This window comes from Rhodococcus sp. IEGM 1381 (assembly GCF_030056795.1).
Classification (GTDB): Bacteria; Actinomycetota; Actinomycetes; order Mycobacteriales; family Mycobacteriaceae; genus Rhodococcoides.
Genome location: NZ_JASHKQ010000001.1, coordinates 2,024,856 through 2,038,827, shown reverse-complemented (window position 1 = coordinate 2,038,827; position 13,972 = coordinate 2,024,856). Strand labels below are relative to the sequence as shown.

General features: G+C 63.1%; 15 protein-coding genes and 1 tRNA gene. 2 read left to right on the top strand and 14 right to left on the bottom strand.

The genetic code is table 11. From position 1 onward, the window contains the following. The first annotated feature begins 4 nt into the window (after positions 1-4). The gene (gene soxR / locus QM797_RS09650) at positions 5-505 is read left to right on the top strand and encodes a redox-sensitive transcriptional activator SoxR (protein WP_283275139.1); all 501 of its coding nucleotides are present in this window, start codon (positions 5-7) and stop codon (positions 503-505) included. Here the strand turns inward: soxR and QM797_RS09645 are convergent. The 6 genes from QM797_RS09645 to QM797_RS09620 form a co-directional block, all read right to left on the bottom strand. Next, on the bottom strand, positions 421-1,323 hold the full coding sequence (locus QM797_RS09645) for an SDR family oxidoreductase (protein ID WP_283275137.1): 903 nt from the start codon (positions 1,321-1,323) through the stop codon (positions 421-423). The two genes, soxR and QM797_RS09645, sit on opposite strands and share 85 nt — an antisense overlap. Before the next feature lie 74 nt (positions 1,324-1,397). Next, positions 1,398-1,541 (bottom strand): hypothetical protein, encoded by a 144-nt coding sequence (locus tag QM797_RS09640; protein ID WP_283275136.1) that lies wholly within the window; start codon positions 1,539-1,541, stop codon positions 1,398-1,400. A 100-nt stretch (positions 1,542-1,641) separates the two neighbouring features. Then, positions 1,642-2,316 carry a ScbR family autoregulator-binding transcription factor gene (locus tag QM797_RS09635; protein WP_283275135.1) on the bottom strand — a complete coding sequence of 225 codons (675 nt, stop codon included), beginning with the start codon at positions 2,314-2,316 and terminating at the stop codon, positions 1,642-1,644. A gap of 188 nt (positions 2,317-2,504) precedes the next feature. Next, a complete protein-coding gene (locus QM797_RS09630; RefSeq protein WP_283275133.1) occupies positions 2,505-2,939 on the bottom strand; it encodes an effector binding domain-containing protein in 435 nt (144 codons plus the stop codon). Beyond that, positions 2,936-3,391, bottom strand: coding sequence for a GyrI-like domain-containing protein (locus tag QM797_RS09625; RefSeq protein ID WP_283275132.1), 456 nt, complete (start codon positions 3,389-3,391; stop codon positions 2,936-2,938). Before QM797_RS09625 ends, QM797_RS09630 begins: the two co-directional genes overlap by 4 nt. 139 nt (positions 3,392-3,530) lie before the next feature. Then, a complete protein-coding gene (locus tag QM797_RS09620; protein WP_283275130.1) occupies positions 3,531-4,730 on the bottom strand; it encodes an MFS transporter in 1,200 nt (399 codons plus the stop codon). An 85-nt stretch (positions 4,731-4,815) separates the two neighbouring features. Between QM797_RS09620 and QM797_RS09615 the strand changes: the two genes are divergently transcribed. Further along, entirely contained in the window at positions 4,816-5,706 is an 891-nt protein-coding gene (locus QM797_RS09615; RefSeq protein WP_283275128.1) for a LysR family transcriptional regulator, read from the top strand. A gap of 130 nt (positions 5,707-5,836) precedes the next feature. On the opposite strand, the gene QM797_RS09610 is transcribed toward QM797_RS09615, so the two are convergent. The 8 genes from QM797_RS09610 to QM797_RS09575 all read right to left on the bottom strand — a co-directional run bounded on the left by QM797_RS09610 (position 5,837) and on the right by QM797_RS09575 (position 13,970). Beyond that, on the bottom strand, positions 5,837-6,718 hold the full coding sequence (locus tag QM797_RS09610; protein ID WP_283275126.1) for a glycosyltransferase family 2 protein: 882 nt from the start codon (positions 6,716-6,718) through the stop codon (positions 5,837-5,839). A gap of 301 nt (positions 6,719-7,019) precedes the next feature. Then, positions 7,020-8,348 carry an outer membrane protein assembly factor BamB family protein gene (locus QM797_RS09605; RefSeq protein WP_283275120.1) on the bottom strand — a complete coding sequence of 443 codons (1,329 nt, stop codon included), beginning with the start codon at positions 8,346-8,348 and terminating at the stop codon, positions 7,020-7,022. Continuing rightward, positions 8,345-9,730, bottom strand: coding sequence for a hypothetical protein (locus QM797_RS09600; RefSeq protein ID WP_283275119.1), 1,386 nt, complete (start codon positions 9,728-9,730; stop codon positions 8,345-8,347). The genes QM797_RS09605 and QM797_RS09600 overlap by 4 nt, the downstream gene beginning before the upstream one ends. Positions 9,731-9,860: 130 nt before the next feature. Beyond that, positions 9,861-9,933, bottom strand: a tRNA-Ala gene (locus tag QM797_RS09595). Positions 9,934-9,988: 55 nt separating this feature from the next. Next, a complete protein-coding gene (gene sepX / locus QM797_RS09590; protein WP_283275118.1) occupies positions 9,989-10,858 on the bottom strand; it encodes a divisome protein SepX/GlpR in 870 nt (289 codons plus the stop codon). Positions 10,859-11,003: 145 nt separating this feature from the next. Then, the gene (locus QM797_RS09585; RefSeq protein ID WP_283275117.1) at positions 11,004-11,651 is read right to left on the bottom strand and encodes a GNAT family N-acetyltransferase; all 648 of its coding nucleotides are present in this window, start codon (positions 11,649-11,651) and stop codon (positions 11,004-11,006) included. Between the two features lie 72 nt (positions 11,652-11,723). Beyond that, positions 11,724-12,983, bottom strand: coding sequence for a molybdotransferase-like divisome protein Glp (gene glp, locus QM797_RS09580; protein WP_032377296.1), 1,260 nt, complete (start codon positions 12,981-12,983; stop codon positions 11,724-11,726). Positions 12,984-13,016: 33 nt separating this feature from the next. Beyond that, positions 13,017-13,970 carry a UTP--glucose-1-phosphate uridylyltransferase gene (locus QM797_RS09575; RefSeq protein WP_283275116.1) on the bottom strand — a complete coding sequence of 318 codons (954 nt, stop codon included), beginning with the start codon at positions 13,968-13,970 and terminating at the stop codon, positions 13,017-13,019. Between the last annotated feature and the right edge of the window lie 2 nt (positions 13,971-13,972).

Below are 13,972 nucleotides of genomic sequence, written 5' to 3'. Positions count from 1 at the left end.
GGTCGTGCCGATGCCCGAGTGGAACGTTCGTGAGCTGACTCCAGGCCAACTCTCCGAGCGCAGTGGAGTTGCCGTGTCTGCGCTCCACTTCTACGAGAAACAGGGGCTGATCACCAGCCGCCGAACCACGGGCAATCAGCGCAGATTCCACCGCGAGACTTTGCGGCGCGTCGCATTCATCCGTATCTCACAGAAGGTCGGAATTCCGCTGGCCGAGATTCGGCAGGCACTCAGCGAGCTTCCGGACGAGCGGACGCCGACGCGTGAGGACTGGGCCCGCCTCTCGACGCGGTGGCATCGCGAACTCGATTCTCGGATAGAACAATTGACCAGACTGCGAGACAACCTCACCGGGTGTATCGGCTGCGGATGTCTATCTCTTGCCGGCTGCGCTCTGGCCAATCCGCACGACGAGCTGTCTCATTCGGGCCCGGGTGCACGCACGCTGGATGTCGATTTCGACGACCCCTCCACGCGACGCGGCACCAACAATTTCGAGAATTGATCGTTGGCGCGCTGCAGGACGAATTCGTAGGGCGGCGAGAATTTGCGGGCCATCCAGTAGCCGAACCTGATGTCGTTGGAGGAGTACACGAGGTACTTGCGTTTGGCGATTCCGGCGAGAATGGCATCGGCGACCACGGACGGTTCGACGGCGCGCTTCTCGAACCTATGCTGCAACTTCTGCACACGCGGATCGTCCCGATCGACGCCGGCAATCTGAAGTGTGTCCACCAGACCGGTTTTGACGCCGCCCGGCACCACCAGGCTGACACCGATTCCATGGCGCTTGAGGTCGTACTTGAGCACCTCGGACACTCCGCGCAGGCCGTACTTGCTTGCGCTGTACGCAGCGTGCCACGGGAGAGGAATCAAACCGGCCGCGGACGAGACGTTGACCAGATGACCGCCGCGTCCGGCCTCGACCATCGGCGGCAGAAACTTCTCGATGATGTGAATCGGCCCCATGAGATTGACGTCGACCATCGACTTCCAGTGCCGGTGCTCCAGGTTCTCGACGGTTCCCCACGCCGAGATGCCGGCAACGTTCATCACCACGTCGAGGCTGCCGAACTCGGCATGGATGTCGTCCGCGAACGCGGTGACCGCATCGAAATCGGACACATCGAACGGCAACGAATGGCTGACGGTACCGCCCGCGCGGCCGACCATGTCCACCGTCTCGGCCAATCCTGGGCCGTTGATATCGGTGAGGAAGAGCTCCGCTCCCACCCCTGCCGCAGCGATGGCCGTCGCCCGACCGATTCCGCTGCCCGCGCCCGTGATCAACGTCTTTTTGCCGCGCAGATCGTAAGTAGCCATCGAAGCCTGTATCCCCCACCGGTTGCCACGTGCAGTTCGGTTTCGACCCTACGCGGTGACGACCGACAGGGTTGTCACAATCTTTGCGACATCTCGTCTCGGTAGTCGGCAATGGTGTGCTCGATACGCGCAGCGTCGTCGTCCGCACCGCGTTTGCGCGCGTCGTCCGCGCGCTGTTGCAAGGTGCCGATCGCTTTCCGCAATTCGTTGTCCGACATTCTCGTATTCTGGGCAGTGTGTTCCATGTCACACAGTGTGCCCGGTGTGCAGAAGCCCGGCAAGCACTACCCGATCACGAATCTCTCGGTACGAAACTTCTCAGACGGTGACGGATGCAGAAGTGATGTTCTCGCGCACGAAACTGGACAGACTCCGTGCTGCGAATTCACGGAAGTAGGCGAGCTTGTCGGCGGGCACGAGCGATGGAAGCACGGTGTTCCATACCTTTTCCATCCGTGAGGGCGCGTCTTCGAGACGCGACTGCGCCTCGGACACCATCAGGACTCCGGCGAGCATTTCGCACACCAGGAGTGCCGCGTTGCCCGCGTCCAGATGATCGGCAACGTCGCCGTGCTCGATCGCCCGCTCGAAGAGATGCTCGAAGATGTTTCCCCAAGTGCCGAACACACTGCCACGCGCGGTGTCGGAACCGTCGATCTCCATCTGCAACCGGTACATGACTCGAACCAAAGGATCCGAGGCCGCGAGCTCGAGCACGGAATACGAGATGCCGATGACGGATTCGAGCGCCGGGCTGCGACTGTCGACCAGGCCTGCACACGCGGTGGACACCCGCTCGTGGCCTTCGTCGACGATCGCGCGGGCCAGCTCTTCCTTGGACGCGAAGTGGAAGTACAACGCTCCCTTGGTCACGCCGGATTGCGCAGAAACCTGACTGAGCGTGGCATTTGCGTGCCCCACCTCGAGAAAGAGATCTGCCGCGGCGCGTAGTGCGGCTGCGCGCGTTGCTTCTGCTCTGAGTTGTCTCACCATGTTGCTGCACCCCTGCTCTGTCGACCTTGCGATGACATCGACGCCCTGTCCACGCTGCCTGCCCGTCGACCGACGGCGTGAGGGCCGAATTGACGACGCCCCATCGGGCCGACTGCGCTCGGTAATAGTAACCGGTTCGATGCTGACTTTGTGATTCGAAAGTGACAATTGCGTGAAGAAGGTTCCGTTTACAAAACAATTGAAATGAAAAGTTCCACTTCTCCGGATTTTGTAACGACTTCCACTTCCTCTTTGTACGCCCGAAAAATTGCCCCGGACGCCACACAGTCGTCGACCTGAGCCCACACGTCCTCGATAGGGTCCGCCAAAGAACCACTCGGCATGAATACTGCAAACACACCGGTCGGTATTGAAACGAATACATCCCCCGCGTCGACGTCGGCGGGAGAATCCACCGAAACGGCGACGACTGCATTGACCGTGCCGTGCGGATCCGGCACATACACAGTGGACACTTGATTCGCACCGATGTGCTTCTCGCGCACGCGATCTCGCAAGAATCGCATCCATTCGCTACCACTGGATTCGGCACCGGCTTCCACTCTCGGCGCAACCAATCCGCTGAACAGTTCCGCACTGCGCGCTGTCACCCTGAAGCTCACGACGAACCACCGGGCATAGTGATCGCCAGATAGAGATCGATTTTGTATGCATGCGGATAACACTCGTAATCGCCGGTGAACGACCGCACTATCTCACCCTGCTCCTCCGCATGATCGATCTGAGTCCACAGTCGAGTGAGAACCTCGGGGAAATACCCCACTGCAGAAAATCGTGCATATTTCGCGGCAGGAACTTTCGCGACGAGATGTCCACGCGCAACTTGGCTGAGAGAGGAACACAGATAACCGACTATTTGTGTGTTGTAAGAGCCGATACCGGGGGCGAAGTCGGTATAGATCGAAGCCAACGGACCCGATGTGTCCTGATTGAGCACCGCAGACCAGGCCTGATCCAAAGCGGGGTCGTCGAGCCTGCCGAGTGCCCGTTTGGGGCTGCGAACTGGTAGACCGGCAACCCACGTCTCGGGGAGGTCGACGATCTCGAACGACATTCACACTCCCAAGAGACGTTGCAGGGGCAGATCCTGTGCTCGGAACCGGTCCGTTCGAGGATATCGCCCGTCAATCTACCGGCCCGACGGGCAAGTGGATCGTCGATGGATCAACCATACCGTCAGCCCCTTTTGATTGCTAACCAACTTCTGCACGTACAGCGGATGCTCCGGTCGCTCTCAGGTGTCGAGCCGCCAGTGCCGCGACGACCAGCACGAAGCCGCCGACGCTCAGCCATGGCAGCAGATCGATCGCGGAGGCTGCGAAGGTGCCACCGACGAATCCGCCTGCAGCGATGGCGAGGTTCACCAGCGCGACGTTGAGCGTCGCCGCGAACCCGCCGCCCAGCGCCACGACCGCGGTGGTCACGATCGGAAGCGCGGCCATCTGCGCGGCACCCCACACCGCCAGCGCGGGAAACACCACCGCCGCGGCCCCACCGGACAGCGCAAGCGCGGCCACCGCCGACATCGCAATCACGGCGAGCACGGTCACCCAGAACGTATCGGCGCGTCCGCCCAGGTAGCCCCCGATGGCATTGCCCAGCAATCCCGCTACGCCGAATACCCCCAGCCCCACCGAAATGCCGCCGGAACCCATTCCGGCCGACTGCTCGAGGTAGACCCCGAGGTAGGGGAAGAAGAAGTTGGACACGAGCAGAATTCCGACGGCCACTCCCAGCAAGCCGAGCACGCCGGGCACGGCGACCACCCGCAGCTGGTGGATGCCCCCACGTACTCCCGTCCCCTCGATTCGACGCGGCAGAACGGTCCACAGACCCACTGCCAGCACCGCTCCGAGCGCCGCCAGCGCCACGAACACTGCACGCCACCCGGCGACCCCGCCGAGATACGTGCCGATCGGTGCCCCGAGGAACATCGCGCTCATCAGACCCCCGAAGACCAGAGACACGGCCTTTCCTCGCGCCTCCGGGGAGACGAAGGTGGTGACGGTGCTGACGGCCACGCCGAGCGCGACTCCCTGCGTCGCCGCGGACGCGATGCGCCCGATCAGAAGCACCGGAAGTCCGGGCGCTGCGGCGGCAACCAGGTTCGCCGCCGCGAAGACGACCAGCAGCGCGGTCAGCAGTGCGCGCGGGTGACGATGAGCCAGTGAGAGGCCCAGTGGGATGGCGAGAATTCCGACGGAGAGCGCATACAGAGTGACGGTGAGCCCGGCGGCACCGACGGTGGTCTCCAGATCCCGGGCCAGCTGAGGAACGAGTCCGATGGCCACGAACTCCGCTGTTCCGATCACGAATGCGACGGCGGCGAGCAACAGGACAGGGGGCGACAGCAGAGATCGCTGCTGCATGTGAACAGAATCGGTGGACGTCATGCCGACGACGCTAGAACCGAATCGGTATAGGATCAAAGACGAATTTGCAGTGCAGTGTATAGACAATCCCTATAGGAGCCGGCGCATGAGTATCCGCCAATACGAATATGCACTCGCCGTAGCCGAGGAGGGGTCGGTGACCGCGGCGGCCGAAAAGCTCCGCGTCGCTCAGCCGTCGATCTCGCAGCAGATCAGGTCGCTGGAGAAGGAACTCGGCGTGGAACTGTTCGTCAGGAATTCTCGCGGACTGAGCCTCACCGTCGCCGGACGCGCTTTCGTCAAGGAGGCATCGATCGCGGTCTCCGCCGCTCGCCGCGCTCGCGCTGCCGCGACGGCCTGCTCCGGAACAGTTGCCGGCGAGCTCGTCGTCGTCGTCGAGACCGGACTGGGGATGTGCCAACTCCCACGAGCCATAGGAGAGTTGCGGCGACGGTATCCCAGCCTCGAGGTGACCCTGTACGAGGAGTCGGACCCCCAGGCCATCGACCGCTTGGTGCGCACCGGCGAGGCAGACCTGGTGCTGTCCAGCGACTACGGCCACTACGATCCGAATGCCACGGTCATCGGCGACGAATCCTATGTCGTCGTACTGTGCGAGGGTCACCCGCTGTTGACCGAGAAGGTATTGACGCTGAAAGAACTGGCGTTCGAGCCGTGGGTTCGACTTCGACGGGGCAGTGCTCGCGACGACGTCATCACGCTCGCACTTCGCTCGCAGTCGTTGTCGGTATCGACCGTCGCGCGCGCGTCCCAACTGGCCACTGCGGTCAAGCTGGCTTCGGAGGGTCTGGGTGTCACACTGATACCGGCCTCAGCCCTCCCGCCGGGCTACGGACACCTTGCGCGCCCACTCGATCCCCCGGTGTCGCATGCCGTTCGCGCAAGCGTCCGCTCGCCGTCCGGTCCCGCCGAGTCTGCATTGCTCGACTATCTGGGCCACGAGAATTGGTGTGGTCTCGACCTCGTTCACGCCTGAGACCGACCATTCATCTCTGTGATTCTCGGACGAAACGGACTTTGTGGATATCGCTCCGGAGATGATTCGATATCCGAGGAATCCGACTACTTATTACACTGCTGCCATTCATCGTCGAGCTACCGAGAATTCACTTTCCGGAGGCAGCCGCAAATCGATCTTCGCGAATAGCAGACAGATGTCGATCGGGTGTAACGCTTGTGTCGGAATGCGATACCGGCAGAATGCGCGAATCACATGTGGACAACATGCGTGTCAGCGGCCAATGAACAGTGTGCAGAACCATATCCGCGACCAACAATCGACGCAGCGACTTGCCCGCCAGGTTGTGGAACGCCCAGGTCCGGTAGGAGCTCAGTACATAGTGGCGGTATTCGAGTGGCGGTGTGAGCAGTCGACGCCCCGATACCTCGACACACATGGACTTGATCTGCGCGATGCGCAGCCCGACGCGGTAGAGGCACAGGGAAAGATCGATGTCTTCGTGCAGGTCGGTTCGCACACTCACTCGGTCGCGGGCCGCCTCCCAGGCGGAGCGGCGAATGGCGAAGTTGTTGCCGGATGCTGCAGATACCCGCAGCTCATCGGTTTTCCGCTTGGTCGTGTACTTGACGAAGGCCCGGTAGGGAGCGGCCCAAGGCGAGTCGTAAAGGTAGATCGGCCCGGTCACCGCAGCGTAGTCCAGCCGTCGATCGAAGAAGTCCAGAACCGATTTCGCCCAGCCTGCGCCGACGTGTGTGTCGGCGTCGATGCGTCCGATGATCGATCCGCTCGCGTGATCGAAACCGGCGTTTCGTGCGTGTACAACTCCCCGCTCGAACTCGGCCACGAGTGTCACCATCGGGAATCGACGTCGGCGATCGAGCACGATCGCAGCAGTGTCATCGGTGGAGTTGTTGTCGACGACGATGATTTCGTGAATGTGTTCTTGCTGCTCGAGCAGTGCATCCAAGCATTCACCCAAGTGGGCGGACTCGTTGAATGCAGGAACAACGATCGAAAGAGTGTTCACCCGTGCCAACCCCTGACGAATTGTTTTCGGCAATCGTGTGGCTCGATTCGCTTGCAGAATTCATGTGTCCCGAAATGCGAGCCGCGGACGAATCTGATGCTACCTCACTATTGCGGGAAGATAATCGTCGATTTATGCATGATAAACAATGTGAATCACGGTCAAATATCCTCGAACGTACTTCGGATCTCGCGATTAACGATGAAACGGGTACTTATCCGGTTTATCCGCAGTGAGCCGACTCGCCCCTGAACCATCGACCGCCGTAGACGACCGCCTGGGCACCTACTCGTAGCGCACGTCAGCGGATCACGTTCAACCGTGCTTCGTTGAGCACGACAACTCCGTCGCGGATACCGAACAGTTCGACCTCGTCCGACAGTCCCTCTGTGTTTCCGAGTAGCCCTTCCACCGACACCGGTTCCCGGCGTGATCCCGTGCTCGGATCGACCGCAACGATCTCCTCGAAATCGGACAACCAGACGGCATCGTCGTGCAACACCTCCGGAGTGACCGGGAGCGGCTCGACGGTCGACGGCCACGCCGGCTCGCCCGAGTGGAGATCGAGCGCGGCGGCTCCACCCGCCAACACGACGTTCCCGACAATCGCGACGTCGCCTGTGTACAGGCAGCCGTACTCGTCTTGGGCGCAGGACCAGATCATCCGGCCCGTCGAGGGGTCGAACGCATTGCCGTTCAACAGAACTGGGTCGTCCTGCTGCGCCGGTGCGTCGATCGTGATTCGTTGATAGACCTCGGCGTCGACGGTTCCGAGTACACGGCCGCGCATATCGACCACGTCGGTTCGATACTCGAACAGGTCACTGCAATGCCGTCCCAGGACGAAACGGACATCGCTCCCGCGAACCGAACGCGCACGGACGCAGTCCGGCACACCGAAATTCGAGATGACGGCTCCGGCCGCCGGATCGAACACGACGGTGGACGAGAGAAAATTGGTGACGCCCAGCCCACCCACGAATTCGATCATGTCGCCGGGCAGCGACATTCCCACGTACGCATCTTCCACCGACAGAGACCACCGCGAATCCGGGTCGTCGAGCGTCCCACGGTGAATTCTCGTGGTGTAGCCGTCGATCGCGCCTTCCATCACGTAGATGTCGGTGCCGTCCGTCGCCACGCTGAAGATCTCCCACCCGGTTGCGTGCCGGGAGACCGTACCGTCGGCCGTGTTCACCGCAACGACGTCGCTTCCGCTGCTACACAACATCAGTGCACCGAGCAGTGATGTGGAGCAATTCGAGATACCCTCCGCCGACGTCGTCCACTGCACCTCCCCGGTCGAAGCGTCGAGCCCGACCAACTCGGACTTGTCGAATTCCCGGGTTTCCTGGTTCGTCACACCGACCTCGGTCACCAGAACATCGCCTGCCTCGATGACGCCGCCGACCTTCTCACCGAACCGCCCGCCCACCGGGTCCTGAAAGGTAGCGAACTCGTTACCCAGCACATCGGAGGCATCGAGAGTCCACACCGCACCTGGCGACGTCGGCGTAGACCGTTCGAGAGGTTCGCTCTGCTGCGCAGTGGTACCGACCGACACCACAGCTGCACCGACGCTGACGAGTGCCGCGACCGCGCTGATCGCCAGCCGTCGATAGACATTCACAGGGCATCGAGCCCTTCGGCCGTGGCGATGACGCGCAGAGTATCGGCATCGAGCGGTTCGTCCGGGTTCTCGGCGTGTGAACGCACCTGCACCTGCGTACCCGACGGGTAGGTGACCGTAACCGATCGGCGCATCCCACCGCTCGAACCCGATTCCGGTGCAGGCGAATACGAATACGGCGATTCGTCGATCTGGAGCACTGCTCCGCCGTCGAGCGTCTCCGTCGACAGAGGCCTGCTGGCATAGGCGGGGTCGTACACGTCTGGGATCGTCGGCAGTTCTTGGCCCCCGCGAATGGAGATGGACAGGTCTGCACCGGTGTCGAGCACGTCGACGTGCGTGCACACGACACCGGTATCGAAGGCCGCCAGCATCAACGTGTTCAGACCACGATCGAAGCGCAGTCCCGTGTCGATGCGCTCCAGGGCGGTGTTCAACGATTTCGCCGACGCGGCATCGATTTTCGCGCCACCCGAGGAGAACGCGAACGAGTTGTCGCAGGCCTCGGCCGGTTCGGGGGTACCGGACGGAATCGCAGCGGCGATCCTGAGCTGCGGCAGCGACACGATGGTCTTCAATTCGTCGATGGTGAGCACGACGTCCCGCTCACCGACATTCGTCGACTGAAATCCTTCGCTGTCCGATGCTGTCGCACTGATCCGCGAGCCGTCCGGGGCGTAGGCCACGACCGACCGGAAGTTTGTCCGGTCGTCGCCGTACTCGTACCAGGACTCGTTTGTGCCCACTATCGTGCCGTCCCTCGCGGTCGTGCGCTCCTGGAGGGCGCCGGCGACGCAGGGAGGAACATCTGTGCCCGCCGCGGAGACATCGACGGCGAGCAGGCCCAGCGTCTCACCACGCCACATCTCGGCCGAAGCCGATGCGAACCCCGGCGGCGGCGGGTCTCCCGGTTCACTCGAAGTCTGCGGAATCGGCTGAAAGACGAGCGATTCGCGGGTACTTCCGAATGCGACGTCGACGCCGTCCGGCAGGGCATCGCCGAGTGCTTCGGTCATCATCACCGACCGGGGCCCCGAGTACCACGGGTACTGCGGGTTGTCGTAACTGTCTGCACTGGTGACGAATCGTCCCCACGTGCCGGATTCGGGGACGGGGCGTTCGACGTTGTCGCAACCCGGGATGGTGGTGGGAAATGCGAGCTCGGGACTGCGGAAAGTGGTGTCCACCGGCTCGGAGGTCGGCTCCGGCGCGTCGACTGCGGTCACCTCCGGCGTCGTTGCCGAACCGATTCGCGTGTCGGGTTGTTGCACGTCACCGCGTTCCAGGACTGCCGCGACACACACTCCGACAGCAACGATCGAGACGATCGTCAGCGCGTCTGCCAACAGTCCGGCGCGACGAGGACCGAGGCGACTGAGCACCGGACAAACATACAGTTGCCGATGCGAACCAGACTCGCGTTATCAGCGGAAGCGCACTCTCCGACATCGACCTGCGCATAAAAACAGGCCCGATCGACAGTGTCGATCGGGCCTGTAATCGAATGCGGTGTGGAGCTGAGGGGAATCGAACCCCTGACCTTCTCGATGCGAACGAGACGCGCTACCAACTGCGCCACAGCCCCTTTGCCGTCATCGAGACCGACTGGGTAACTCTAGCAAAGCCGTGTCTGACGGCCGCTACGCGCCCTGCGCCCGGCGCAACTTCCGATCCTCGTCACGGCTGGCCTGGAACGGCTCGTCGTAGTGGTCGAGATGCTCGAACTCGGGATCCTCGTCGTCGATCTCGAGCACAACCGCGCCGGGTCGACGCAGGCGCTGCGGGACGAGCTCGAGCTCTTCGTCGGTCTCCGATTCCACCCCGAGCCGGGACCGGCCCATTCGGGTGAGCCGACGCCGGCGCACCTCTTCCTCGATCTGCACCTGCCGACGCAGGTAGTACAAGTAACCGACGAGGACGGCGGCGGACAGACCGCACAGCCACCAGATCGTCGGAGAAATGATGAACGCCAATGCCGCTGTGGTGATCGCGGCGAAAACCAGACCCAGCACTGCGCGCTGCCGAAAGGCATACCGCGCAGCGCGGGCGATCGCGTCTGCCTCGGGATCGAAACCACCGCGGCCGCGTCGGCGAGGCACAAAGTCGTCGTCGACGACGCCGGGCTCGTGCGCGGCTGATCTCTCGCGCGCTGGTTCCTGATCCGGTGCGTCGCGTTCGAGGTCGTTCTCTGCTGCGTGAGTGTCCATCGGGTCCTCCGCGGTACCGGGTAGATCGGGTGAGTCTGAACGAACGGACGCCAGGGTCGGGCCGAAGATTTCACGGGCCGGCGCGGAGACTCGGAGGTCGTCCTCCGGTCGCCAGTCAGGATCGCTGCGGTGGCCGGTCGCTGGGCCGCGCTGCTTTCGCTTGGTGCCACCCCGATGCAGCACGCGCGTGGCGAGCGCCGCATCCGTGGTCTGCATGATCTGGGGACGCTTGGTCATCAGCATGGGAAGAAGAACGAAGAGCCAGACGGCCACGAGACCGATCCAGATGATCGAGTTCGGCATCGGCGATGTTCTCCTCCCTTGGGCAACGGCGACAGTCGTGACGACATCAGGCTATGGGGAGGAGGTGCAAGAACCACGCAGACGCGCCGACCCGAATTACACTCCTGTCACTTTGACAACAGGAGTGCCATCTCTTCGGGGCAGATCAGGCCCATGCGGCCCGTCCCGAACGGACCAACCGATCGACGACGGTTCCCTGTACTTCACCGGAGGTGATGGCCACGAGCTTGTGATCGCGCCATTCACCGTCGACGTCCAGGTACTTGTAGAGCAAACCTTCTTCGCGGAACCCGACATTGCGCAACACTGCCTGACTGGCGAGATTTTCCGGTCGCACAGTTGCTTCCACGCGATGCAGTCCGACGGGGCCGAAGCAGTGGTCGAGTCCGAGCGCGAGTGCCGCCGTAGCGACGCCCTTACCGTTGACCTCCTTGGACACCCAGTAGCCGATCCACGCGGACCGCAACGCGCCGCGCACGATGTTTCCGGTGGTGATCTGACCACAGAATTCGCCGTCGACCTCGATGACCATGGGCAACATGTGCCCTTTGCGGGCCTCGGACTTGAGACCCGAACACAGGGTGGGCCAGGACGAGATGTGGTGCCGTGAATTCCAGCTGCCCTCGCCACTGGGCTCCCAGGGCTCGAGGTGGGCGCGGTCTTCGGTGCGAATCCGGCTCCAGGCTGCCGCGTCTCGCACCCGTACGGGCCGTAGCGTGACGGTTCCGCCGGCCACTCTCACAGGACCCAATTTCGCCGGCCAACCTGGGTGGCTCGACCACGTTCGCGGCATCCGTCGATCGTATGCGCTACGCGCAGTGGTGCGCCTAAGCGCCCCAGGCAGCACCTGGCCACGCCACTGGCGTCAGCCTCTCTGAGCGAGGAAAGAGACCTTCACTTCTTCGCCGGTGCGGATTTCGGTGACCTCGGGATCGATGACGACCAGGCAATTCGCCTCGGCGAGTGTCGCGAGAAGGTGCGACGACGATCCCGGCGCGCCCCCGAGTGCCTGAACCAGATACTCGCCCGTGCCCTCGTCGCGCATGAGTTGGCCGCGAAGAAATCCCTTGCGGTCCTCGATCGAGGTGATCGGAGCTACGGTCCGCGCCGTCACGGTCCGACGCATCGGCTGTCGTCGCCCGAGTGCGATGCGAATCAACGGACGCACCATCACCTCGAACACCACCAGCGCACTGACGGGGTTCGCCGGCAGCAAGAAGGTGGGTACTTCGTCACGTCCGAGTTGGCCGAACCCCTGGACCGACCCGGGGTGCATGGCGACTCGCTCGACCTCCATGTCGCCGAGCTCACCGAGCGCCTCCCGCACCCCGTCCGACGCACCGCCGCCCACTGCCCCGGCGATGACGACGATCTCGGATCGGATCAATTGGCCCTCGACCACCTCGCGCAGACGCTTGGGATCGGTACTGACGATCCCGACGCGGTTGACGTCGGCTCCGGCGTCACGCGCTGCGGCGGCGAGTGCGTAGGAGTTGACGTCGTACACCTGTCCGGGCCCTGGGGTCCGATCGGTGTCGACCAGTTCGCCGCCCACGGAGATCACCGACAGCCGGGGACGCGGGTGTACCAGCACCTTGTCGCGGCCGACCGCTGCGAGCAGTCCGACCTGAGCTGCGCCGATGATCGTGCCTGCACGAACAGCCACGTCGCCGGGTTGGACGTCGTCGCCGATCTTGCGGACGTAGTCACCCGAGCGCACCGGCCGGAACACTTTGACGCGGGCACGACCGCTGTCGGTGCGATCCAGCGGCAGCACCGCATCGGCCAGGGTCGGCAGTGGCGCGCCGGTATCGACGCGCACTGCTTGCCGTGGTTGCAGACGGATGGGTTGACGCGATCCGGCCGAGACCTCGCCGACGACGGGCAGCGTCAGGTCGATGCGCTCGTCTTCCTCGTTACGCAGATCCGTACCGGCCGCTGCCACGTCCACGCTGCGCACTGCGTAGCCGTCGATCGCCGCCTGATCGAAACCGGGAAGGGGACGCTCGGTGACCACTTCTTCGGCACACAGCAGGCCCTGTGCTTCCGAGATGGCGACCCGAACAGGCCGTGGAGCCACCGCTGCGGCGGTCACTCTGGTCTGCTGATCTTCGACCGAGCGCATCTGGCCCTTCCTCTAATACATCGACCCGCGATGCTATTCGTACGTTGTCAGTTCCGGTGCCCAGCTGTCGCTCAAGCGCTCGTTCAGCCATTCGCGCAGCGCCGGACCGTAGTCGTCACGTTGCAAAGCAAAGTCAACCGCAGCGCGCAGGTATCCCCCGGGATTTCCGAGGTCGTGTCTCGATCCGCGGTGCACCACGACGTGGACGGGGTGGCCTTCTTCGATCAGCAGCGCAATGGCATCGGTGAGTTGTAGCTCTCCACCCGCGCCGGGCTTTATTCGACGCAGCGCGTCGAAGATCGCGCGATCGAGCAGGTAACGGCCTGCGGCAACCAGATTGGACGGGGCGTCCTCCTGCTTGGGCTTCTCGACCATTCCGGTGACCTTGAGAACGTTCGGGTTGACCGCGTCGGGCACGATCTCGACGGAGAAGACGCCGTAGGAGGAGACCTTGTCGTCGGGAACCTCGATGGCGCACAGCACCGAGCCGCCGCGCTTGGCGCGCACACGAGCCATGACGTCGAGCACGCCCCGCGGCATCACCAGATCGTCGGGAAGCAGCACTGCGACCGAATCCTCGTCGTCGTCGAGGGCTTCTTCGGCACAGGCGACAGCATGCCCGAGCCCGAGGGGTTCGTGCTGAATGACCGACTGCACGTCGAGGAGTTTGGGGGCGACGCGCACCTTTTCGAGCATTTCGAGCTTGCCGCTCGCTTCGAGCTTCTTTTCCAGAACGAGGTCCTCGACGAAGTGGGCGACGACACCGTCCTTGCCGGGTGAGGTGACGATGACCAACCGCTGCGCACCGGAATCTGCCGCTTCTCCGGCGACGAGTTCGATACCGGGTGTGTCGACGACCGGAAGCAGTTCCTTCGGAACGGTTTTCGTGGCCGGCAGGAACCGGGTGCCCATGCCTGCGGCAGGAACGATGGCCGTGCGGAAATGCACAGGCGTGGCGGCGGTCGTCGCGGTAACGGCTTCTGTCATGG